We start from the raw sequence: 20,879 nt of genomic DNA on the forward strand, positions 1-20,879 counted from the left end.
GAAAATTCATCTCCTTTGATAGTTAGTAACTTTTCAAATTGCGACACATTGTTACGATGTCTGGTTAATTGGGCTAAAAAAGTCTTGCTCAATACGAAAAAAACCTTTGTTATCCATTTTAAACGAAATAAACTCCTTTTTTGCCTATAGTTCGCAGGATAATATTTTGTACAAGACCGAATTCGCATCAAGAGAAATCATGCAGGCAAGTAAAAAGCCCTTAAAATACGGTTTTTTACTTTTGCCGCAGTATTCTATGTTGGGTTTTTCTTCCGCTATTGAAACATTGCATATGGCAAACTGGGTGGCAGGAAAAGAGCTTTATTCTTTCTGTACTATTAGTCATGAAGAAAGAGAGATCCCTTCTAGTACGGGGGTTACAACCGTTTCTGACTATCTAACCAGTGACGCACCAAGCGATTTGGACGCCATTTTTGTCTGTGGGTCCTCTCCAGGTATAAAAAACGAAAGTCAGACTTTAGAAAATTGGATAAAAAAACAAGCAAAAAGACAGGTTGGACTGGGCGGTGTCTGCACAGGAAGCTACTTATTGGCAAAAGCCGGCTTGTTGGATGGCTATCGGGCGACGATTCATTGGCGTAGTTTGGCCAACTTAAGAGACGAGTTTTTGCAGACGATTGTTTCGAACCACCTTTTTGAAGTAGACCGAGACCGTTATACTTGCAGTGGTGGTACGGCCGCCATGGACATGATGTTGTTTCTTATTGGTAAGCAGCACGGCATGTCCTTGGCCAGTGGCATATCAGAACAATTTGTGTGTGAGCGGATCCGCACACATGAAGATCCACAGCGCATACCTTTACAAGCTCGAATTGGCACGGGTCAGCCAAAGCTTGTTGAAGCGGTGCAACTCATGGAAGCGAATATTCAAGAGCCTCTGTCGTCTGATGACATTGCGTATCATGTGGGTGTATCACGGCGACATTTGGAACGTTTGTTTAAAAGTAATTTGGACATAGTGCCTTCGCGTTACTATTTGGAGCTGAGATTACAGCATGCCAAACAGCTGATAGTTCAAACAGATAAGGCGATTACGGACATTGGTGTTGAGTGCGGATTTGGTTCTGCGCCCCATTTTAGTACAACCTATAAAGGCTTTTTTAACATTACCCCTCGTGAAGAGCGTAATAAAATCAATGATAAAGCAGCCGCGCCTGTCCAAACGGACAAGAAAAAGAGGCGGTTGTGGAAAAAGTAACTTAAAATACGGGGTGAATTGCTCTTGGCGTGATTCTTGTATTCTGGTTATTACATTGATCGAGCTGTCCTTATTGAATGGGCGTATTCGAATGAGTGCACAGATACTGGATTAAAAATAATAAGTTCACATAAAATAAAGAAGGTAGAAAACATGTCGAAAGTCCCGGCGTTAGAGCTCATTGATATTCACAAAACGTTTGGTGATATCGAGGTGTTAAAGGGTATTTCTTTAAAAGCCTACGATGGTGATGTCATTTCTATTTTGGGATCGAGCGGTTCTGGCAAAAGTACGTTTTTGCGTTGTGTGAATCTGCTTGAAAACCCAACTCGTGGCGATATTTTGTTTAACGGCAATAAGCTGGATTTGATTCAAGGAGAATCCGATTTAGTCGCTGGTAACATGAAGCAGCTTACTCAAATGCGTCAACAGATTGGTTTTGTGTTTCAAAGCTTTAACTTGTGGCCACACATGACCATTTTGCAAAATGTGATGGAAGGCCCGCTTCATGTGTTAAAACGCCCAAAGCATGAAGTGGCAGAATACGCAGAACATTTGTTGCGTAAGGTGGGGATAGCTGAGAAAAAAGACATGTATCCAAACCAGCTGTCAGGTGGTCAACAGCAGCGTGTTGCTATCGCAAGAACATTGGCCATGGACCCGCAGGTTATTTTGTTTGATGAACCAACATCAGCATTAGATCCTGAGCTAGTTGGGGAAGTGTTGGGTGTGATGCGCAATTTGGCAGAAGAAGGGCGCACCATGCTTATCGTTACGCATGAAATGAATTTTGCTCGTGAAGTATCGAGTGAAGTGGTTTTTCTACACCAAGGTGTAGTAGAAGAGAAAGGCACGCCAGATCAGGTATTTGGTGCGCCAAAATCTGAGCGTTGTAAGGCGTTCTTGTCGAGTGTGTTTTAAGTTCAGTGATGCACTTGATGAAAAAAATAAAAGAAAAAATGAATAAATACGCAAATATCTAAGGGGATTGCAATGAAATTGAAAAAAGTAGTTTTGGGATCAGCGTTGTTGCTTGGTGCGGCCTTGTCATCTGTTTCAGTTCAAGCGGCAGACAAAGTGCGCTTTGTAACAGAAGGGGCTTGGGCGCCTTTTAACTTTATTGATGAAGCGGGTAAACCACAAGGTTTCGATGTGGATATCGCTCGTGCTTTGTGTGCCAAAATGGCCGCTGATTGTGAAATTCTTACACAAGATTGGGATGGTCTGATTCCAGGTCTGAAAGTACGTAAGTTCGACGCGATCATTGCGTCTATGTCTATTACTGAAGAACGCTTGAAAGTGGTTGATTTCACTAACAAATACTACTCTGGCGGTTTGCGCTTTATGGGGCGTGTTGGCGAAAAATTTGACCTAACAAACCTTTCTGGTAAAACCATCGGCGCACAGCGTGCAACATTGGGAGCTCAATATTTAGAAGATAACTTCACTGGCATGGCCAATTTGAAGTTTTATGATAACCAAGACAACGTTTACCTAGACTTGGTTTCTGGTCGTTTGGACATCGTATTGTCTGATGAACTTCCGACATACAACTGGTTAAAAACGTCTGAAAGCGGCTCTAAATTTGAATTTAAAGGCGATGCTTTCATGAAAACAGACAACATCGCGATTGCGATTCGCAAGGGCGATGACAAGCTAAAAGCGAAATTGAACAAAGCACTGGATGCGATTTTAGCAGACGGAACGTACCAAAAAATTAACGCTAAGTACTTCCCGTTCTCTATCTACTAAGTGTAGATATTTCTTAGAGTTTCTCGATGCTTTTGCATCGAGAAACTTACTTTAAGCTTACTCTGAGAAACAACTATGATCGATCTTCATGGGTTCGGTGATCAGCTGCTACAAGGGGCTGTTATTACCTTAGAGCTAGCGCTGTCTTCGCTGTTCGTCGGTTTGATTTTAGGACTGCTAGGTGCGTCTGCCAAATTATCCTCTATTCGCGTACTTCGATGGATTGCAAATGGTTATACAACCATTATTCGTGGTATTCCTGAGCTTCTAACGGTTCTTATTATTTATTTTGGTGCCACCAGTGTTTTGATGGCCATTGCGAGTGTGTTTGGGTATGACGAATACATTGAGGTTGGTGCATTCGCTGCTGGTGTGACGGCATTGGGCCTAACATTTGGCGCGTACGCCACTGAAGTATTTCGTGGGGCGTTACAGTCCATTCCTAAGGGGCAGCATGAAGCCGCGATTGCATTAGGAATGGGCCCTGTTAGAAAATTTTATCGTATTATTTTACCTCAGGTATGGCGCATCGCTTTGCCTGGGCTTGGAAATTTGTTTTTGGTGTTACTGAAGGATACGGCGCTGGTTTCGGTGGTAGGGCTGGATGATATTATGCGCAAGGCGAATATTGCGGTAAGTAGCACTAAACAAGCGTTTTTGTTTTATTTGGTGGCCGCTTTCATGTATCTGGCTTTAACCATTATCTCTATGGCGTTTGTTTCCTATATGGAAAAACGCGCCAGTCGTGGATTAACAAGGGGATAATGTATGGATTTTTCAGTCGTCGTTGAATATTTTCCCCGCTTATTACAGGGAACTTGGGTTAGCCTTCAATTAGTGGTTATATCCATTGTATTGGGCGGTATCTTTGCATTGCCTATTGCCTTGGCAAGAATCTCTCCCGTTGCTTGGGTGAGAGCAGTGCCTTTTGCATACATCTTTTTCTTTCGCGGTACGCCATTGCTAGTGCAAATATTTTTGGTGTACTACGGCGCATCTCAATTTGATGCAGTGCGTGAAAGTATTTTGTGGCCTATTCTTAGAGAGCCGTTTTGGTGTGCCATTATCGCTTTCACATTGAATACTTCTGCATACACCGCCGAGATTTTTCGTGGGGCGATTCAGGCTATCCCGCAAGGTGAGGTTGAAGCTTGTAAGGTAGTTGGAATGACCAAGTACCAAATGTATCGTCGCATTTTATTGCCTCGCGCTTTTGGTATCGTGTTACCGGCTTACGGCAATGAAATTATTTTGATGCTAAAAGGCAGTGCTTTGGCCAGTACCATCACTATTTTGGATTTGACCGGTATGGCGCGAACCATTATTGCTAGAACGTATACGCCAATGGAAATTTTCTTAGCGGCAGGGGCGATTTATTTGGTGATTAGTATCGTGATTATTGCGATTTTTCGTCAAATTGAATTGCGTCAAAACCGTTATTTGGGAACCTTGTCTATCAAGGTGCCAGATAAAGGCTGAGAGAATGTTAGGTACAAAAAAAGAGGCTAATGCCTCTTTTTTTGTATTCGCATGACGCTAAATTGCTTCCGCGCCGGTTTCACCAGTACGAATACGGATGATTTGCTCTAAAGCAGTAACAAAAATTTTGCCGTCGCCGATTTTGCCGGTGTTTGCACTGTGCTGAATCGCTTCAATGGCGCGTTCAACTTGGTCTGTTTCTACGGCAAGTTCCAGTTTTACTTTTGGTAAGAAATCGACCACATACTCTGCTCCGCGGTAAAGCTCAGTATGGCCACGTTGGCGCCCAAAACCCTTCACTTCGGTGACGGTAATGCCGTTAATCCCAATTTCTGAAAGTGCTTCGCGCACCTCATCAAGTTTAAAAGGCTTAACAATGGCCGTAATTAATTTCATTTTGTCTCTCCATACGAATAAAGCATTAATTCATCTAAAAATACCACTCTATTGAAAAAGTCGCCACAAGATCGATGTGTATGATCTATATTTAACAAAAATATACCCCCTATCTGTTGATCTAAATAGGAGAGCTTGAAATGAAAAGAACAACATCAAGCGAGCATTTTAGAGCAAAATCCGACGTTTTTTTTTCGGATCTGGCCGCTTTATTGTTCCGAAAAGAGGGAGTGCATTTGGCGAGCGTATCAGCGCCCCAGAGCCTTGCATGCTATCAAACCGTGGATTTAAATCTGTGTTTGCAATTGCGCTTGGTGTTGATTCCATTAACAAATGGGCGTCTGCTTGGGCGGCTGTCTTGGCTTGATCGGCGTGGCGTTGACCATGTTTGCTGTTATGTGAATGAGGCGTTTGATTGCTTGATTATGGCTTCCGATGGGGCCTGGATTAAGCAAACAAAAAGTGCAGAAAAGCTGTGTATTAATGAGTTTGAAGCCTTGGTTGCCTGATCTAGAGTCTATTAAAAGACCCTAGATCCGTGCCCCATTAATGTGATTTAAAGGCCGTTGAGTGCATCTAAGTCGTCGTATTTTGGTTCATGGTATTTGCGACCTAAATCATGAACCGCGTCGATCAAATACTTAGGGTGATCTGGGTTCACGAACTGATGGATGCCATGACCAAGATTAAACACATGCCCACTGCCAGTCCCAAAGCCTGATAAAACATTTTCAACTTCACGTTCGATGACGTCCTTTCCAGCGTAGAGTACGCAAGGGTCGATGTTGCCTTGTAATGCAACGCTGTCTCCAACGCGAGCTCTCGCCTCCGCGATGTCGGTGGTCCAGTCTAGGCCTAATGCATCGGCTCCTGTTGCCGCCATGTTTTCAAGCCATTGACCGCCATTTTTCGTGAAAAGAATCACAGGGATTTTTTTACCTTCGTGTTCACGGATTAGGCCATCAAGGATTTGTTTCATGTACAGCAAAGAAAACTGCTGATACATCGGACCACTTAATACGCCGCCCCATGTGTCAAAAATTTGCAGTGCTTGGGCACCGGCTAAAATCTGGCCATTCAAGTATGCCGTAACAGATTTGGCGATTTTGCTTAGTAGAGCATGTAGGGTTTCTGGTGAGCGGTACATCATGGCTTTGATGTGGCGGAAGTCTTTGCTTGATCCACCTTCGACCATGTAGGTCGCGAGTGTCCATGGACTTCCAGAAAAACCGATCAGAGGAACGTCTCCGTTTAACGCATGGCGAATAGTGGTAACCGCCTTCATCACATAGTCTAGATCATTGGCGGTGGTAACGGGGATGGCATCGACGTCCGCTTGATTTCGAATAGTGTGTTTGAATTTTGGGCCTTCTCCTGTTTCAAAGTACAGACCCAACCCCATTGCATCTGGAATGGTTAAGATGTCAGAGAATAAAATCGCCGCGTCAAGATCATAGCGTTTGAGTGGTTGTAGTGTGACTTCACAGGCGAATGAATCGTTTTTGCAAAGGCTTAAAAAATCTCCTGCCGTAGCGCGACTTGCTCGGTATTCAGGAAGATAGCGTCCAGCCTGTCTCATCATCCATACAGGGGTAGTATCGACAGGTTGTTTGAGTAATGCGCGCAAAAAGCGATCATTTTTTAGCTCAGGGAACATTAGGACTCTCCGGTGTGAATTTTCAGTTGGCGCATTTTACCTAACTTGGGAAGGAAAAGCAGAGTGAATAAAAACAATTTATGAGAAGGGCGCTTAAAAGACCAATAATATTGATCTATGGCAGACTTTTATTATCGCTATAGAAAGGCGATTTTGTCTGTCAGACTAGTCGCCCAAGTAGGTTTTTAGACTGTATTGTTGTACGCGTTGCGCGGCATTTTCTATGTCTTTATTGGCATGTAATTCTTTTAGTACATTGTTAAATGCGGCTTTTGTTTGTTCGACATTCATGCCAGGCTTGAGATGAGAAGAGTACAACGCCTTGAGTAAGATATAATCTAAAGGGCTTAAATAGGTATCAACACTGACATCATTGAACACGGAAGGAAATACGTCGTTGGAGTCGTTTGGAAGCCCCATTAATTGGGTGATTTCTTCGACAATACAATCTAAGAAACGTGCTTTTCTACGAGCATAGTCAACCGGAATAATAATGCTGCCTTTTGTGATTTCGTAACGGCCATTGCGTCTAAAGTTTCCCAGACAAATGGCTTCGTTTAATGCAGTGCGGATTTTTTCAGGGTCACCTATGTATTGCCTGACTTTGTTTTCAACATTGTCATAATCGGTGAAGATAACAAAAATATTGGCGCGCTTAGGGTCATTCGTAAAATTAATGGGCACCCCTGTAATGTGAGACAGGTGCTGAGCGTGAACACTGAGCAGTTCTTTTTGTAGGCTGGCGTCGCCGCTGTCACTTTCGAAAAAGAGCTTTATTGGCTGAGTCCAGCGTATGAGCTTTGGGAATTTGGTTTCTTTGTATTCGCGTTCCAAGGCAATTTTGATAAAGCTGTCTTGAATATACGCATCATTCTGCCATCTTTCCTCTCCAAAACTGAGGGAAGAGACACAAAAAACGAGCACCCAAAACGCGTTAAAGCGGATCATCGGGCTGGGGTTGGGTTAGCTGGTCGGCATAATGCTGCAATGCGCTTAACGAGTCAGGCGTGAACAATAGGTTGTCTGGGTTTTTTAAGATGGAATCGATGCTCATCTCATGGACGGAAGCGACTTCTTTAGGCTGAAGTGTGAGTGCACCGTGCGCTTTTTCATCATAATGGCAGGTAAAGATTTTCCCCCAAATTTTAAAGCCTTCTCCCTCAGTTAGAAATACGCCTTGGCTTTCAAGAGGAGCGTCAAACCCAAGTTCTTCCTGCAGTTCTCGATGCGCAGAATCGATATAAGATTCGCCTTTTTCAACGACGCCACCTGTGCTAACACCGAAATACCCAGGACAAAAGGCTTTGTCATCGGTTCGTTTTTGGACGAGTAGATTGCCCTTTGTGTTAAAGACCAGAATATAGGTGACACGATGGTAGTCTTTACCAAAGTTCATTAGTCGTCGTGGGATGTCGCCAATAATCTTGTTGCTTTTATCAACCAAGATAATGACTTCCTCAATGTCAGGCATAAAAATACTCAATGTGACGGTGAATACGGTATAAACCGAAAGGGTATCGGCATTTTATCTGAAAGAAAAGGTTTCTAAGGTATTTAAAAAAGGCGTTCGATGTAAAGAAAGCGACCTGTTTTTATGTTTTGTGTACAGCTTGATAAAATCTGCCTAAATGTGGATGCAAAAACGGTATGATAAATATTTATTTTAGGCGCAATTCGGCGAGAGAAAATGACCATGTTGAACAATGATTTTTTGGCCTTAACATTAGCGAACCAAGATGCGCTGGTGCCGTTTCAATTTACGTTTCCTCAAGGTGATGCGTTTGTTGAAGATACGGGGATTTTACGTCTAGAGCCAAATGTTCCAAGCACTGTGAACTTGGTTGTCTCAGTAGGGATTCATGGAAATGAAACGGGGCCTATTGAACTGGTGAATCAATTGGTGACGTCTATTTTAGATGGGCGTGTATCGCTCAATGTTAGATTGTTAATACTGATCGGAAACCCTGTGGCGGCTAACGTGGGCAAGCGTTTTTGTGAGGTTAACTTGAATCGCTTATTCAATGGGGCTTGGCAGCAGTATGATGGCTTTGAATCGAAAAGAGCGGCACGGTTAGAAAAAGCCATAGAAGATTTTTTTGCTCCAGTAGCGAACGACGCACAGCAAATGAAACTGCATTATGACCTTCATACTGCCATTCGAGGTTCTGTGCATGAGAAATTTGTCGTGTACCCTTTTGTTAAAGATGGCATTTACAACCAAGAACAATTGGGATTTTTGGCCGCAAGCGGTATTGACGCCGTATTGTTGTCGCATCAACCAACAACGACGTTTTCCTATTACAGTCACGCTGTTCATGGTGCTCATGCTTTTACCGTTGAGCTTGGGAAGGTGTTTCCTTTTGGAGAAAACGATTTGACCCGTTTTGCGGATCTCAAGCAAAGTCTGATTGTGCTTTTTGAACAGGGAGTTTTGGCGCAAAGCGAGTGGTCTTCAATGAACGTGTTTCGTGTTCTGGATAGCCTGATAAAAGACGATGATAGTTATGTGTTGAATATTGCTGATGACGTTCGCAATTTCACGCAGTTTGAGGCTGGCTATCGGTTAGCGCACTCTAACAAAAGTGACTACCATATTGAGCAATCGGGTGATGCTATTGTCTTCCCTAATACGAATCTACCTATTGGTCAACGCGCCGGATTGATGGTTCGTCTGATTGATCCAAGTGCTTTAAAGCTGGGTTAAGCCTAGGCATACACGCAGTTTGACGGTGTTTTACGTTTTGTTAAGCAAAGAGATTTGAGCAAAATGGCTTGAATCTCTTTTTTTTATATCGTATTGTTACGTTATAACATTTATTTGATGGTATTTAATAATGAATAAACTTCTCTTTGCGCTTGGCGTTTCAGCCTTGTCTCCCATTGCGTTAGCAAAACCTATCATAACCACCAGCATTAAGCCTGTTTCAATGGTTGTCGCCGCAATCGCAGGAGACAAAGCAGAGATACAGCAAATTGTTTCCAGTACCGCATCGCCTCATGATTTTGCAATGCGCCCTTCTGATCTGAAAAAAATCTTAAATGCAGATGTTGTCGTTTGGGTTGGGGAGTCTTTAGAGCGCTTTTTAGAAAAGCCACTTGAAAATGCAGGTAAAGAAAACTCGTCCATTGAGTGGCTGGCTTTAGAGGGCATGTCGTTGCATAACTTTGCTAAAGAACATCATCATGATGATGAAGGCGAAGCAGAAGAAGGTCATCACGACGACCATGAAGCACACGAAGATCATGATCACGAAGCGCATGGTGATCATGATGAGCATGAAGGTCACCATCATGATGGTGTCGATCCGCATGTTTGGTTATCTCCTGATAACGCGAGAGTGTTGGCAAAAGCAGTGACAGCTCGTTTAGTATCTCTAGACGCTGCGAATGCTGAGTATTACAACGGCAATCTTGCGTCTTTTGAGAAGGGTTTGAGTGCGAAAGACGCTGAAATTCGCAGCGCGTTGAATAAGGTTAACAGTGTTCCTTATATCGTATTTCATGACGGTTATAGCTATTTTGAGCAGCATTACGGATTGAGTCATGCCGGTGAAATTACCGTGAGCCCTGAGCGCAAACCAGGCGCAAAGAAAGTGGCGGAGATTCGACATGAGATTGAGGAACACAATGTGCAGTGTGTGTTTAGTGAGCCACAATTCAGTCCAGCCATTGTAAAAACGTTACTGGACGGAACTGATGTTAACACCACGCCTTTAGATCCATTGGGTGCTCAAGTGAAAATGGGAACCAATGCATACTTGTCATTTTTAGACAGTTTGAGTGGCCAATTTTTGAGCTGCTTAGGCTAACGTTTCCCATCAGCACAACTTGCCTACTACCATCTCGCCTACCAAAGAGTGCCATGGAAATTTGCTCTTTAGTAGGCGACTTGCCTTGTCCTCTGTATAATAATGCCACTTTATGTGGATTACAGAGCAAAGAGGCTTTATGAGCGATTCATCCCTATCGAGTGTTCACTCCGATGTTCTTATTGCAAGTGCTCGACAAACCTTGTCAACACAAGCGCAAGCGCTAGCCAGTTTGGCCAATCGCGTCACTGATGAATTCCCCAAAGCGGTGCGTATGATACTGTCTAGCAAAGGCCGCACTGTTATCTGTGGCATGGGGAAATCCGGTTTAATTGGCAAAAAAATTGCGGCCACACTGGCTTCTACTGGCACACCGAGTTTTTTTCTTCATCCTGGTGAAGCGTTTCATGGCGACTTAGGGATGATTCAAGCAGAAGACACCTTGGTGCTCATCAGCTACTCTGGAGAAACGGAAGAGTTAATGCGGTTGCTTCCTTCTCTAAAAAGCTTTGGTAACCCAAGTATTGCTTTAGTGGGCAACATGGATTCTACGTTAGCAAAACATTGTGATTGTGTTTTGGATATTTCCGTAGACAGAGAGACCTGCCCGAACAATTTGGCTCCCACCACCTCAACCACCATGACGACAGCAATGGGCGATGCATTGGCCGTGGCTTTGATGGAATGTCGAGACTTTCAACCTCAGGACTTTGCTCGATTTCATCCTGGTGGCAGCCTAGGCCGTAAGTTATTAACGCGTGTTAAAGATTTAATGCACAAAGATAATTTGCCTGTTTGTGCCCCAGAAACCACCTTGAAAGATGCCATTTCGGTCATGACCCAAGGGCGAATGGGGGTTGTCTTAGTTCAGGATGCTGGCAAGTTATTAGGGATTTTTACCGACGGTGATTTGCGTCGAGCTATGCTCAAAGAAAGTGAAGGCATGATCCATAAAACCATGGCTAGCCTGATGACGGCTAACCCAAAAACCATCAATGAGAATGTAATGATAGTGCAGGCTGAAGAGCAAATGTTGCGCGATAAAATTACTTTGTTAGTGGTGGTGGATGACGCCTTGCGTGTGTCAGGAATCTTAGAAATTTACGATCGCTAATTTAGACTCAAAAAACGGAGTTACCATGTTAAACACGTCACAAGCGTCAAAAGTTATTAAAATTGGTCAAAAAATCGAAGTAGCGAACCACCTTCCCTTTGTTTTATTCAGTGGCGTTAACGTATTAGAGTCCCGTGACTTAGCCATGCGCGTAGCAGAAGAACATGTAAAAGTGACGGAAGAGTTGGGCATTCCTTATGTGTTTAAAGGCTCTTTTGATAAGGCAAACCGTTCTTCTATTAACTCTTTCCGTGGACCTGGCATGGAAGAAGGTTTGAAAATCTTACAGGAGATCAAAGATACCTTTGGTGTGCCTGTGATCACGGATGTGCATGAAGAATATCAGTGTGCGCCTGTTGCTGAAGTCGCCGATGTTATTCAATTGCCAGCGTTCCTTTCTCGTCAAACCGATTTGGTTATCGCTATGGCTAAAACTGGGGCTGTTATTAACATTAAAAAAGCACAGTTTTTAGCGCCTCATGAAATGAAACATATTCTGACAAAATGCCAAGAAGCAGGGAATGACAACCTTATGCTCTGCGAACGTGGCACCATGATGGGCTACAACAACTTGGTGGTGGATATGCTAGGTTTTGGGGAAATGAAGAAGTTTGGTTTCCCTGTCATGTTTGACGTCACCCATTCTTTGCAGCGTCCAGGCGGTCGTGAAGATTCTGCGGATGGCCGTCGTGCGCAAGTCACTGAATTGGCTCGTGCAGGCATGTCTCTTGGTTTGTCTAGCTTATTCTTAGAAACGCACCCAGATCCTGATAATGCTAAATGCGATGGTCCATGTGCTTTGCCTTTGGGTAAATTAGCGCCATTCCTGAAGCAAATGAAGCAGCTTGATGAGCTGGTAAAAACCTTCGAAACATTGGATACGAGCGTTTAAGAAATGGATGCGGCTTTTCTTTCTTCTTATCCGGCGCTAGATGAAGGTCAAGCGTTGTTAGTCAAACTGCAGGCCTTGAAGCTGGTGGTGTTTGATGTGGATGGCGTGCTAACCGATGGTCGTTTGCTTTACACCGAGCACGGAGAAACCATAAAGCGTTTCAATGTAAAAGATGGTGTAGCAATGAAGTTGCTGCCCAAGTGGGGCATTCAGGTCGCTGTGATTACCGCAAAGGATTCCGCACCATTAAGGCAGCGGATGAAAGAACTAAAAGTAGAGCATTTTTATCCGGGTTGTCATAACAAAGCCGAAGCCTTTGATGAGTTGGTTGAGCGCTTGGGTATTGCACCAGACGAAACGGCGTATGTGGGGGACGATGTGATAGACCTTCAGGTAATGCCTAAAGTGGGGCTAGCATTGTGCCCATCGGATGCACATATTTTAGTGCAGCGACACTGCTCGATTACGCTCAAAAAAACCGCTGGAGAAGGCGTTGCTCGAGAAGTTGCCGATATGGTATTGGCTTCTCGCATGACCTTGGAGAGTGCGTACGAATTAGCTCAAAAACCGGAGTTTGAGAAATAATGATGATTCAATCTTTACCTGAGTTTCACATCGTAATCCCTGCTCGCTACGCTTCTCAGCGATTTCCGCAAAAGCTGATGGCCGATTTAGGTGGTAAGCCAGTATTGCAATGGGTATATGAGTTAGCACTAAAAGCGGGCGCTCAGTCGGTTATCGTGGCAACGGATCATGAAATAATCCAAAAAGCCGCGTTAAAGTTTGGTGCGACGGTTGTGATGACACGCGACGACCATGAAAATGGTACAGAACGTCTTGCTGAAGTCGCTGCAAAAATGGGGTGGCAGAGCGATGAAATCGTGGTCAACGTACAAGGTGACGAGCCGTTTCTTCCAGTCGATTTAATCCATTCGGCTGTTATGGCGCTTAGCCGAGATCAGGATGCTGAAATGGCCACCGTCGCGTGCTCTATAGAGCAGCTTGAAGACTTTTTTAACCCAAACGTGGTGAAGGTCATTTGTGACGAAAAGCAGCGTGCGCTGTATTTTAGTCGTTCACCAATGCCTTGGGACAGAGATGGTTTTGCCAGTAACTCAGATCGTATAGGCGTGTTGCCAGCAGACTTTCCAGCGCTTCGTCATATTGGCTTGTATGTGTATCGTGCTAGTTTATTGGCTCGATACGCAGATCTGCCAATGTCACCCATGGAACGGTGGGAAAAACTGGAGCAGCTCCGTTTCCTGCATCAAGGGATAAAAGTCCAAGTGGCAATGGCGGAGGGCTTACCGACTCACGGAGTGGATACCCCTGAGGATTTGGAAAAACTTCGTCACCAACTTTCCTTGGCTTGCATGTAGCTTTTTATAAAGATCTTGCCTGCATTATAAAAGCGACCAATCGTCACTGATTAGGTCGTTTTTTTGTGCTTTTTATTTTTACAATTTGGCCTTCTACCTCATTTAGGGTAGGAAAAATGTAAGTAATGCGTATACAATTAATACAAAGGTGATTGTTTTTTGCTATTTGCTTACATTTCGGTTTTCGAAGGACTAAATCATGAAAAAACTAATACTCGTTTCAAGCAGCTTATTCAGTACCGCTGTACTAGCGGCAATGCCAGTAAATCAGCCTGTTGGGTCTAGCTTTACCCTGAGTAGCGCCCCAAATCAGCGCGCCTTGGCCACTGCATTGGCTAACCCAGCAGCACCATTTCTCATGGTCAACCAAGAAGATGACGATAATTTCCGCTTTGGTATTTTAGGGCCATTGAGTATCGGCATTGAGATGGGGGATGTCAGTGATTTATCGGATCGCGCTGAAAAAATTGAAGATATCATTGACAATTCAACTACAGGAACTGCTGCAGCTGATGAAACGAGAGTGGAAGCTATATTGGCTGATATTGGTGATTCGGCTTATGTGAAGACGTCTGCATCTTTGCAAGTGCCTCTTATGCCTGTGATTTATAAAACAGATAATAACGGCGCATTTGTTTTGGATGCCAGTATTTCCACTGTTGCTAAGGCGAATGTGGTTTCGAGTGATGTAAGTGTAGATCCCGGTACTAATGAATTAGATACTGATGCTTCCTTTAATGCTAAAACTGCAGTGGACTTGGCAATTGGTTTAGGCTACAGCCAATCCATGTGGGAAAACTCCCATGGTATGTTAGTGGGTGGTATTAAAGCGACCATGCATAATATTTCTATGGGTCATGCTTTAGTATCCTTGAATGATGATGATACCGACGCAGGGGATGCGATTTCGGATGCCATTGATGACAAAGCAGTAGAGTCTACCGGTTTTGGTATTGATCTAGGCGCTGTGTGGGTATCCAACTACTATCAACTGGGTGTGACCTTTGCTAATGTCAACGAGCCAGAGTTTGATGGGGTGTCATTGGACACAACTTGTATTACAAAAAGCTGTACTGCAGCTTCTTCTCTGGTTACCGCAGGGAAAGTGACCTCAGGCGGTAAGTATGTGATGGAAATGCAAACTACAATCGATGCGGCTTTTTCTACTAGAGGCAAGCAAGTTACTCTGGGGATGTCTTACGATACAAATGCCGTAAAAGATGCGGTGGGCGATGAATACCAGTGGGCAGCAGCGTCCTTGTCTTATTACGGTGATTCTCATTTCTTACCAGGCATTCGTATCGGCTACCGTCAAAACATGGCAGGTACAGAGCTAAGCTACGCTTCTCTTGGTCTAACGATGTTTAAGCGTTTAAATATCGATTTGGCTGTAGCGCTGGATACGGTAGAAGATGAGGATGGTGATGAGCTACCTCGCGGCGGTTACTTCTCAATCGGTTATGACACTGCATTCTAAAAGTGTAAAGATTTAATAAAAAAAGCCGATAACCTAACAAGGTTTCGGCTTTTTTTATTAATAGGGCTGTTACAAAAGTCCTTTGGTTTATAAGAGCGAATGAATGAACAAGTTTTTGGCGACTTTATGCATCAGTATTGCAAGCTCTTCTGCTGTGGCGAGTATGGCAATTTATCAACCTATAGGGTCTAGCACCGTATTAGGTGGGTATGGAAATCGTCATGCTTTATCCACGTCATTAAGCAACCCTGCTGCCGCGTATTTAATGGCTAATTTGCAAGGTTTTCGTGTCAATTTTCTGGGGCCATTAAGTATTGGACTTGAGGCGGGGGCTGGACCTGATTTGGGGGATAGAGTTGATGCGCTAGAAGCTACCGTTGATGGGGATTTTCCATCTGGATTAGATACCATTGAAGCGGATGCTGAAGCGGTTGCATTAGACGCAATTTATAATTCGACAGAAACGTATGCAGACGCTTATGTTGCCGGAGGTGGCAGTGTTTCTCTTCAAGATTACAATGGTGTGAATTACCGTCTTCCTGATGACAGCTCCGCCGCGTTAAATGCCGCAATTGCTCAGGCAGAGGCTGACGCGACGGCTGCCACCGATGAGTTTGTGGTGGATAAAGTTGCTGAGGTTAAAGCCGAAATAGAGGACCTTATTAATCAAACTAACTCATTGCTCGATGAAGTTGGTGAAACAACTTTTGTGAAATTTTCCACTTCCGTACAAGCGCCTTTTTTACCGTTAATTTATAAAACGCGTCGTCGTGGTGTTTTTATGATCGACGCGAGTGCGTCTATAGTCGGTCGGGCCAGTATTTTAGCGGATAACTTAACGGTAACTGGGCTGGATGATTTGGATAGCATAACATCAGTCGAAGATTTAGCTGCCTTTGATATTGATGGACTTGATTACTCATCTGACATGTCTGTGTATATGAAGCGAGCAAGCGATTACCACTTTAGTATCGGCTACAGTGAGATGGTGTCTCGTACGGAAAGCAGCGCCGTGATTTATGGTGGGCGCTTAAATTTTCATAAACTGTCGTTAGATCGAAAGCTTACCGTGCTGACAGAAGATGGAGATTCCAGTGTGTCTTACGGTGATTATTTCCTGAGTAGAGACGTCGTAGAAGAAAATATCGGTTTAGATTTAGGGGTTATATTAGCCAGCAAGTACTATCAAATGGGTGCCACAATTTCCAATATCAATGAGCCTGAATTTGACTATATACCATTGGGGGATTGTGCTGGCTTATCTGGAACCGATTTAAATACCTGTAACGCCGCCATAAGGCTAGCGGACAAAGGGTATTTGTCACTAAAAGAATCGTACAAAATGAAAGCACAGATGACGTTGGATTTTGCCCTTAAGTCCAAAGATCAGGCTTTCTCCCTCGCTACTTCGTTTGATGCAAATTCTATAAAAGACCCTTTAGGTGATAAATATCAATGGGCGACCGCATCGATCTCATTTTTTAGTCCGACCGCGCTTTTTCCAGGAATTCGAGCAGGCTACCGCAAAAACATGGTGGGCTCGGAGTTAAGTTATATCACTGCTGGGGTTACGATTGGGCGACGTTTGGATATCGATATTGCTTATGCCGCTGAAAACGACCAAGGGGCCAGTGGTACATACTTCTCCATTGGCTATGGCTTTATGTTTTAGTGAAAGGTGTGTCGGTTAAATAAACAGCGTTTTTGTTGGCGTAATTATCGCTTCCAATGGCACGTCCCAACCTTCAACAGGTAGGCTTTTTACTTCTTGGCAATCGTGTGCAAGGCCTATTAGGCGCGGTTTCTCTGTGGTTTTTTTATTAGCAAACGTCCTATCGTAAAAGCCTCCCCCCATACCAAGGCGTCCACCTTTTGAGTCAAACCCAACTAATGGCAACAGCACTAAATCTAGCACTTCACCGGAAACATAGTCCATCGTGACGGGTTCTTTGATGCCGAAGATATTTTCTTGCCAGACTGTTTCTGAGCTATAGCGTGCAAATGTTAGATGCTTGCCTTGCACCACAGGAAGGTAAGTCTCAATGCCTTGTTCCCAAAAATCAGCACACAATACATGAGGTGAAATTTCACCATCATTCGTTAAGTACAAGGCAACACGATTACCACTTGTTAGATGGAAGTGGTCAGCATACTCTTCGAAACGAGAAGATAATTGCAGGGCGGCAGACTGTTGCTCTTGCGAAGATAAATTTCGTCTTGTTTGACGTAATTGGCGGCGTAGGATTTGTCTTGGATCAAGATGAGACGTCATAAAAGGGTTTCCCGAGTTGCCGTTTCGGCTATTGGCCTTGAACCCAGTGGTTCAAGGTGGAAAGAACTGTGACTCTTTAGGCTTTCCGACGCACGGACATGCACACCAAACCAACAGGCTCTTTCCGGGGTATTACTCATAGGCTCAAGGGCGTTAAGCCGCTTCGAACAACCCAGGAAACGAAGTGAAGTATAGAGTAATCTAAGGTAGAAATCACGCCATGTACGATTTCGTTTTCTGGACTGTATGAAGAAAATTCGTGTTATATCCTTGCAATCAAAAAAGTAGATCAAAGAATAAACCAACAATGATTATTCATTGACCAACTTTGTTTGATGCGTCAATGCAGCATCCAGCTGAGAGGTCAGTTCTCGCAACTGTTGTTCGTTCGAACGCGCGTATTTTCGGCCAGAAAGCATATCGTGAGTAATATTCAACGCGGCCAATACCGCAATCTTTTCTAGACCGATGATCTTTCCACTGGCTTTGATCTCACGCATCTGACCATTTAAGTATTCTGCCGCTTCTTTCAAATCGGCTTCGTGCCCTTTAGGGCAATTAATCTTGTAATTTTGTCCCAGTATGTCGACTGAAACGGTTGGCTTATCCATATTGACTCCATTTGATAGCAAGGCCCACAAAAAATGGTCTGTTTTTCCATCATTGGGTAGCGAATGGCATTTTATGCTGCGAGTAAATTCGTTACAATTCCGAATTAACTTTATCCACACTGTTTATAGCAAATTGACGCCAATATGGAAATAAACCCGATACTTTCTAAGATAAAAGACCTCTCTGCCCGTGCTTTAACCCTTCGGGGGTATCTTTGACTATGAGTCAAAGAAAGAACGCTTAGAGGAAGTTAACCGTGAACTGGAAGATCCAGCCATTTGGAATGATCCAGAATACGCCCAAAAACTCGGCAAAGAGCGAGCAGCGCTTGAAGCCGTGGTTGAAACACTAGACAGCATGGAATCGGGTGTAAACGATTCTAAAGAGCTGTTAGACATTGCCGTAGAAGAAAACGACGAAGATTCTGTTGAAGCGGTCGAACTCGAACTGGAAGAGCTAGAAAGCTTATTAGCCAAGTTAGAGTTTCGTCGCATGTTTTCCAAAGAAATGGACGAAAACAGTGCTTTCTTGGACATTCAATCTGGTTCTGGCGGCACTGAAGCTCAAGATTGGGCCAACATTCTATTGCGCATGTATTTGCGTTGGGGTGAAGACAAAGGTTTCAAAGTCGAACTGATGGAAGTATCGGCTGGTGATGTGGCGGGCATCAAATCTGCGACGATTCGCTTTGAAGGTGAATACGCTTTTGGTTGGCTACGAACGGAAACGGGTGTACACCGTTTGGTTCGTAAGTCGCCCTTTGACTCAGGTAACCGTCGTCATACTTCCTTTGCATCTGTCTTTGTGTCCCCTGAGATCGATGATAACGTTGAGATTGAAATCAATCCGGCCGACATTCGTACCGATACTTACCGTTCTTCTGGAGCGGGCGGTCAGCACGTAAATACGACCGATTCTGCGGTACGTATTACTCACGTTCCGACGGGCATCGTGGTGCAGTGTCAGAATCAGCGTTCACAACACGCCAACCGTGATTTCGCTATGAAACAACTTCGTGCCAAATTGTACGAATTTGAAATGTTGAAGCGTACAGAAGCGGCGCAAGCGGTTGAAGACAGCAAATCTGATATCGGTTGGGGCAGCCAGATTCGTTCTTATGTATTGGACGCATCACGCATTAAAGATTTGCGTACGGGCGTAGAAACGTCAAATACGGGTGCTGTGCTAGATGGCAATTTAGACCAGTTTATCGTGGCAAGTTTAAAACAAGGCCTATAAACGCCGTTCCTAATTTAGATAATTTAAAAAGAGTAGATAGCAAATCATGGCTAACGAAAATATCACAGAATCCACAGCACAATCCGATGACAATCGCTTAGTAGCAGAACGCCGCGGTAAATTGTCGGCCATTCGTGCCGAGCGCAATGCTTACCCAAATACCTTTCGTCCAAACGCATACGCTGCGGATCTACAAGCAGAATTTGGTGAATTAGAAAAAGCCGAGTTAGAAGAAAAAGACCATAAAGTGAGTATTGCTGGTCGTATTATTCGTAACCGCGGTGCTTTCATGTTGTTGCAAGACATGACGGGACAAATCCAAGCGTATGTCAACCGCAAAGCCTTGTCTCCTGAATTGCTTGCTGATCAAAAAACGTGGGATTTGGGCGATATTATCGGTATTTCAGGTCCAGTACACAAATCTGGCAAAGGCGACTTGTACATTGATATGCAAGAAGCGCAATTGCTAACCAAATCTCTACGTCCATTGCCAGATAAGCACCACGGTTTATCTGACATGGAAATGCGTTACCGTCAGCGTTACGTTGATTTGATCGTAAACGAAGAGTCTCGCGAGACGTTCCAAATGCGTTCAAAAATCATCTCTACGATTCGTCGCTTCCTAGAAGACCGCCGTTTCATGGAAGTTGAAACGCCAATGCTGCAAACGATTCCAGGTGGTGCGTCAGCACGTCCGTTTGTTACCCATCACAATGCGATGGACATGAGCATGTATTTGCGTATCGCACCAGAGCTTTATTTGAAGCGTTTGGTGGTTGGTGGTTTCGAGCGTGTATTCGAGATTAACCGTAACTTCCGTAACGAAGGTACATCGACTCGCCACAATCCAGAATTCACCATGATCGAATTCTACCAAGCGTACGCAGACTACAAAGATCTTATGGATCTAACGGAAGACATGCTTCGCACAGTAGCAGAAAAAGTTCTTGGTACGACGAAAGTGACATACCAAGGTTCTGAATACGATTTCGGTGCGCCGTTTGTCCGTATGAGCATGCTTGATTCAATTTTGCACTATAATCCAGAATTGACCGCAGCGGATCTAGAAACATTAGAAAGCGCAACGGCTGTAGCGAAGAAACTAAAAATCGACGTGAAACCAATCTGGGGCTTGGGTAAACTTTGGACAGAAATCTTCGAAGAAACCGCAGAGCACAAATTGGATCAACCGACTTTCATTACCGAATACCCAGCGGAAGTATCACCTCTGGCGCGTCGTAATGATGACAATGATTTCATTACCGACCGTTTTGAATTCTTTGTTGGTGGTCGTGAAATCGCTAATGGTTTCTCGGAGCTTAACGATCCAGAAGATCAAGCCGAGCGTTTCATGCGTCAGGTTGCAGAGAAAGACGCGGGTGATGACGAAGCCATGCATTACGATGCAGACTACATCAATGCACTAGAATACGGCCTACCACCCACCGCTGGTGAAGGTATTGGTATCGACCGTTTGGTGATGTTGTTTACTAATGCACCTTCGATCCGTGACGTATTGTTGTTCCCACATATGAAGCCTCAGGACTGATCCTAGGCCGGACAGTGACTGACAAATTCTAAT

The 20,879-nt window shown here is 44.1% G+C and carries 22 protein-coding genes and 1 other RNA gene; 16 read left to right on the plus strand and 7 right to left on the minus strand.

Annotated elements, in window-relative coordinates; translation table 11 throughout:
- The first annotated feature begins 199 nt into the window (after positions 1–199).
- From AABA11_RS03860 to AABA11_RS03880, 5 genes are all read left to right on the plus strand, one after another.
- Positions 200–1,219 (plus strand): GlxA family transcriptional regulator, encoded by a 1,020-nt coding sequence (locus AABA11_RS03860; protein ID WP_265728719.1) that lies wholly within the window; start codon positions 200–202, stop codon positions 1,217–1,219.
- Positions 1,220–1,372: 153 nt separating this feature from the next.
- Positions 1,373–2,140: an ABC transporter ATP-binding protein gene (locus AABA11_RS03865; protein ID WP_265728720.1), complete on the plus strand. Its 768-nt coding sequence runs from the start codon at positions 1,373–1,375 to the stop codon at positions 2,138–2,140.
- A gap of 72 nt (positions 2,141–2,212) precedes the next feature.
- Positions 2,213–2,971, plus strand: coding sequence for a transporter substrate-binding domain-containing protein (locus AABA11_RS03870; RefSeq protein WP_265728721.1), 759 nt, complete (start codon positions 2,213–2,215; stop codon positions 2,969–2,971).
- Positions 2,972–3,046: 75 nt separating this feature from the next.
- Positions 3,047–3,736: an ABC transporter permease gene (locus tag AABA11_RS03875; protein ID WP_265728722.1), complete on the plus strand. Its 690-nt coding sequence runs from the start codon at positions 3,047–3,049 to the stop codon at positions 3,734–3,736.
- A gap of 3 nt (positions 3,737–3,739) precedes the next feature.
- Complete coding sequence (locus AABA11_RS03880; protein ID WP_338265530.1) at positions 3,740–4,450, plus strand: ABC transporter permease; 711 nt, start codon at positions 3,740–3,742, stop codon at positions 4,448–4,450.
- A gap of 57 nt (positions 4,451–4,507) precedes the next feature.
- Here the strand turns inward: AABA11_RS03880 and AABA11_RS03885 are convergent, their stop codons facing one another.
- On the minus strand, positions 4,508–4,846 hold the full coding sequence (locus AABA11_RS03885; RefSeq protein ID WP_110577288.1) for a P-II family nitrogen regulator: 339 nt from the start codon (positions 4,844–4,846) through the stop codon (positions 4,508–4,510).
- A gap of 140 nt (positions 4,847–4,986) precedes the next feature.
- Here AABA11_RS03885 and AABA11_RS03890 point away from each other — a divergent pair, with 140 nt between their 5' ends.
- Positions 4,987–5,355: a hypothetical protein gene (locus AABA11_RS03890; RefSeq protein ID WP_338265534.1), complete on the plus strand. Its 369-nt coding sequence runs from the start codon at positions 4,987–4,989 to the stop codon at positions 5,353–5,355.
- Positions 5,356–5,402: 47 nt separating this feature from the next.
- Here the strand turns inward: AABA11_RS03890 and hemE are convergent, their stop codons facing one another.
- The 3 genes from hemE to AABA11_RS03905 all read right to left on the minus strand — a co-directional run bounded on the left by hemE (position 5,403) and on the right by AABA11_RS03905 (position 7,974).
- A complete protein-coding gene (hemE, locus tag AABA11_RS03895) occupies positions 5,403–6,503 on the minus strand; it encodes a uroporphyrinogen decarboxylase (protein ID WP_265728725.1) in 1,101 nt (366 codons plus the stop codon).
- Between the two features lie 165 nt (positions 6,504–6,668).
- Complete coding sequence (locus AABA11_RS03900; RefSeq protein WP_338265537.1) at positions 6,669–7,427, minus strand: DUF2927 domain-containing protein; 759 nt, start codon at positions 7,425–7,427, stop codon at positions 6,669–6,671.
- Positions 7,428–7,437: 10 nt separating this feature from the next.
- A complete protein-coding gene (locus AABA11_RS03905) occupies positions 7,438–7,974 on the minus strand; it encodes an NUDIX hydrolase (RefSeq protein ID WP_265728727.1) in 537 nt (178 codons plus the stop codon).
- A 216-nt stretch (positions 7,975–8,190) separates the two neighbouring features.
- Between AABA11_RS03905 and astE the strand changes: the two genes are divergently transcribed.
- From astE to traF (AABA11_RS03945), 8 genes are all read left to right on the plus strand, one after another.
- Complete coding sequence (gene astE, locus AABA11_RS03910) at positions 8,191–9,207, plus strand: succinylglutamate desuccinylase (RefSeq protein ID WP_338265542.1); 1,017 nt, start codon at positions 8,191–8,193, stop codon at positions 9,205–9,207.
- Between the two features lie 130 nt (positions 9,208–9,337).
- Positions 9,338–10,312, plus strand: coding sequence for a zinc ABC transporter substrate-binding protein ZnuA (znuA, locus tag AABA11_RS03915; protein WP_338265545.1), 975 nt, complete (start codon positions 9,338–9,340; stop codon positions 10,310–10,312).
- A gap of 139 nt (positions 10,313–10,451) precedes the next feature.
- On the plus strand, positions 10,452–11,426 hold the full coding sequence (locus AABA11_RS03920) for a KpsF/GutQ family sugar-phosphate isomerase (protein ID WP_338265548.1): 975 nt from the start codon (positions 10,452–10,454) through the stop codon (positions 11,424–11,426).
- Positions 11,427–11,451: 25 nt separating this feature from the next.
- On the plus strand, positions 11,452–12,318 hold the full coding sequence (gene kdsA / locus AABA11_RS03925) for a 3-deoxy-8-phosphooctulonate synthase (protein ID WP_265728730.1): 867 nt from the start codon (positions 11,452–11,454) through the stop codon (positions 12,316–12,318).
- A 3-nt stretch (positions 12,319–12,321) separates the two neighbouring features.
- Entirely contained in the window at positions 12,322–12,903 is a 582-nt protein-coding gene (locus AABA11_RS03930; protein WP_338265550.1) for a KdsC family phosphatase, read from the plus strand.
- Positions 12,903–13,697: a 3-deoxy-manno-octulosonate cytidylyltransferase gene (gene kdsB, locus AABA11_RS03935; protein ID WP_338265552.1), complete on the plus strand. Its 795-nt coding sequence runs from the start codon at positions 12,903–12,905 to the stop codon at positions 13,695–13,697. The genes AABA11_RS03930 and kdsB overlap by 1 nt, the downstream gene beginning before the upstream one ends.
- 199 nt (positions 13,698–13,896) lie before the next feature.
- On the plus strand, positions 13,897–15,174 hold the full coding sequence (traF, locus tag AABA11_RS03940) for a conjugal transfer protein TraF (protein WP_338265553.1): 1,278 nt from the start codon (positions 13,897–13,899) through the stop codon (positions 15,172–15,174).
- 103 nt (positions 15,175–15,277) lie between these two features.
- Positions 15,278–16,846, plus strand: a complete 1,569-nt coding sequence (gene traF, locus AABA11_RS03945) for a conjugal transfer protein TraF (RefSeq protein ID WP_338265555.1) — start codon at positions 15,278–15,280, stop codon at positions 16,844–16,846.
- Between the two features lie 15 nt (positions 16,847–16,861).
- On the opposite strand, the gene AABA11_RS03950 is transcribed toward traF (AABA11_RS03945), so the two are convergent.
- The 3 genes from AABA11_RS03950 to AABA11_RS03960 all read right to left on the minus strand — a co-directional run bounded on the left by AABA11_RS03950 (position 16,862) and on the right by AABA11_RS03960 (position 18,057).
- Positions 16,862–17,446 (minus strand): 5-formyltetrahydrofolate cyclo-ligase, encoded by a 585-nt coding sequence (locus AABA11_RS03950; protein WP_338265557.1) that lies wholly within the window; start codon positions 17,444–17,446, stop codon positions 16,862–16,864.
- Between the two features lie 4 nt (positions 17,447–17,450).
- A non-coding RNA gene (ssrS, locus tag AABA11_RS03955) (6S RNA) lies at positions 17,451–17,628 on the minus strand.
- A 129-nt stretch (positions 17,629–17,757) separates the two neighbouring features.
- A complete protein-coding gene (locus AABA11_RS03960) occupies positions 17,758–18,057 on the minus strand; it encodes a cell division protein ZapA (protein ID WP_265728587.1) in 300 nt (99 codons plus the stop codon).
- Positions 18,058–18,201: 144 nt separating this feature from the next.
- Here AABA11_RS03960 and prfB point away from each other — a divergent pair.
- Both prfB and lysS read left to right on the plus strand, forming a co-directional pair.
- Positions 18,202–19,297, plus strand: a protein-coding gene (gene prfB, locus AABA11_RS03965; RefSeq protein ID WP_265728586.1) for a peptide chain release factor 2 whose coding sequence is annotated in 2 segments (ribosomal slippage) — positions 18,202–18,273 and positions 18,275–19,297 — 1,095 coding nt in all. Because the reading frame shifts where the segments join, the coding sequence is not laid out codon by codon here.
- Between the two features lie 46 nt (positions 19,298–19,343).
- The gene (lysS, locus tag AABA11_RS03970; protein WP_338265561.1) at positions 19,344–20,846 is read left to right on the plus strand and encodes a lysine--tRNA ligase; all 1,503 of its coding nucleotides are present in this window, start codon (positions 19,344–19,346) and stop codon (positions 20,844–20,846) included.
- The last annotated feature ends 33 nt before the right edge of the window (positions 20,847–20,879 follow it).

Origin of the sequence: Marinomonas pontica (assembly GCF_036322735.1) — a bacterium.
In the GTDB taxonomy this organism is placed as follows: domain Bacteria; phylum Pseudomonadota; class Gammaproteobacteria; order Pseudomonadales; family Marinomonadaceae; genus Marinomonas; species Marinomonas pontica.

What these genes read in the sequence shown, in the direction of transcription:
- AABA11_RS03885 (WP_110577288.1), bottom strand. Translation starts at nt 4,846, where the DNA reads ATGAAATTAATTACGGCCATTGTTAAGCCTTTTAAACTTGATGAGGTG.
- AABA11_RS03860 (WP_265728719.1), top strand. Translation starts at nt 200, where the DNA reads ATGCAGGCAAGTAAAAAGCCCTTAAAATACGGTTTTTTACTTTTGCCG.
- hemE (WP_265728725.1), bottom strand. Translation starts at nt 6,503, where the DNA reads ATGTTCCCTGAGCTAAAAAATGATCGCTTTTTGCGCGCATTACTCAAA.
- AABA11_RS03890 (WP_338265534.1), top strand. Translation starts at nt 4,987, where the DNA reads ATGAAAAGAACAACATCAAGCGAGCATTTTAGAGCAAAATCCGACGTT.
- traF (WP_338265555.1), top strand. Translation starts at nt 15,278, where the DNA reads ATGAACAAGTTTTTGGCGACTTTATGCATCAGTATTGCAAGCTCTTCT.
- AABA11_RS03930 (WP_338265550.1), top strand. Translation starts at nt 12,322, where the DNA reads ATGGATGCGGCTTTTCTTTCTTCTTATCCGGCGCTAGATGAAGGTCAA.
- lysS (WP_338265561.1), top strand. Translation starts at nt 19,344, where the DNA reads ATGGCTAACGAAAATATCACAGAATCCACAGCACAATCCGATGACAAT.
- kdsA (WP_265728730.1), top strand. Translation starts at nt 11,452, where the DNA reads ATGTTAAACACGTCACAAGCGTCAAAAGTTATTAAAATTGGTCAAAAA.
- AABA11_RS03960 (WP_265728587.1), bottom strand. Translation starts at nt 18,057, where the DNA reads ATGGATAAGCCAACCGTTTCAGTCGACATACTGGGACAAAATTACAAG.
- AABA11_RS03865 (WP_265728720.1), top strand. Translation starts at nt 1,373, where the DNA reads ATGTCGAAAGTCCCGGCGTTAGAGCTCATTGATATTCACAAAACGTTT.
- kdsB (WP_338265552.1), top strand. Translation starts at nt 12,903, where the DNA reads ATGATGATTCAATCTTTACCTGAGTTTCACATCGTAATCCCTGCTCGC.
- traF (WP_338265553.1), top strand. Translation starts at nt 13,897, where the DNA reads ATGAAAAAACTAATACTCGTTTCAAGCAGCTTATTCAGTACCGCTGTA.
- astE (WP_338265542.1), top strand. Translation starts at nt 8,191, where the DNA reads ATGACCATGTTGAACAATGATTTTTTGGCCTTAACATTAGCGAACCAA.
- AABA11_RS03870 (WP_265728721.1), top strand. Translation starts at nt 2,213, where the DNA reads ATGAAATTGAAAAAAGTAGTTTTGGGATCAGCGTTGTTGCTTGGTGCG.
- znuA (WP_338265545.1), top strand. Translation starts at nt 9,338, where the DNA reads ATGAATAAACTTCTCTTTGCGCTTGGCGTTTCAGCCTTGTCTCCCATT.
- AABA11_RS03920 (WP_338265548.1), top strand. Translation starts at nt 10,452, where the DNA reads ATGAGCGATTCATCCCTATCGAGTGTTCACTCCGATGTTCTTATTGCA.
- AABA11_RS03880 (WP_338265530.1), top strand. Translation starts at nt 3,740, where the DNA reads ATGGATTTTTCAGTCGTCGTTGAATATTTTCCCCGCTTATTACAGGGA.
- AABA11_RS03875 (WP_265728722.1), top strand. Translation starts at nt 3,047, where the DNA reads ATGATCGATCTTCATGGGTTCGGTGATCAGCTGCTACAAGGGGCTGTT.
- AABA11_RS03950 (WP_338265557.1), bottom strand. Translation starts at nt 17,446, where the DNA reads ATGACGTCTCATCTTGATCCAAGACAAATCCTACGCCGCCAATTACGT.
- AABA11_RS03905 (WP_265728727.1), bottom strand. Translation starts at nt 7,974, where the DNA reads ATGCCTGACATTGAGGAAGTCATTATCTTGGTTGATAAAAGCAACAAG.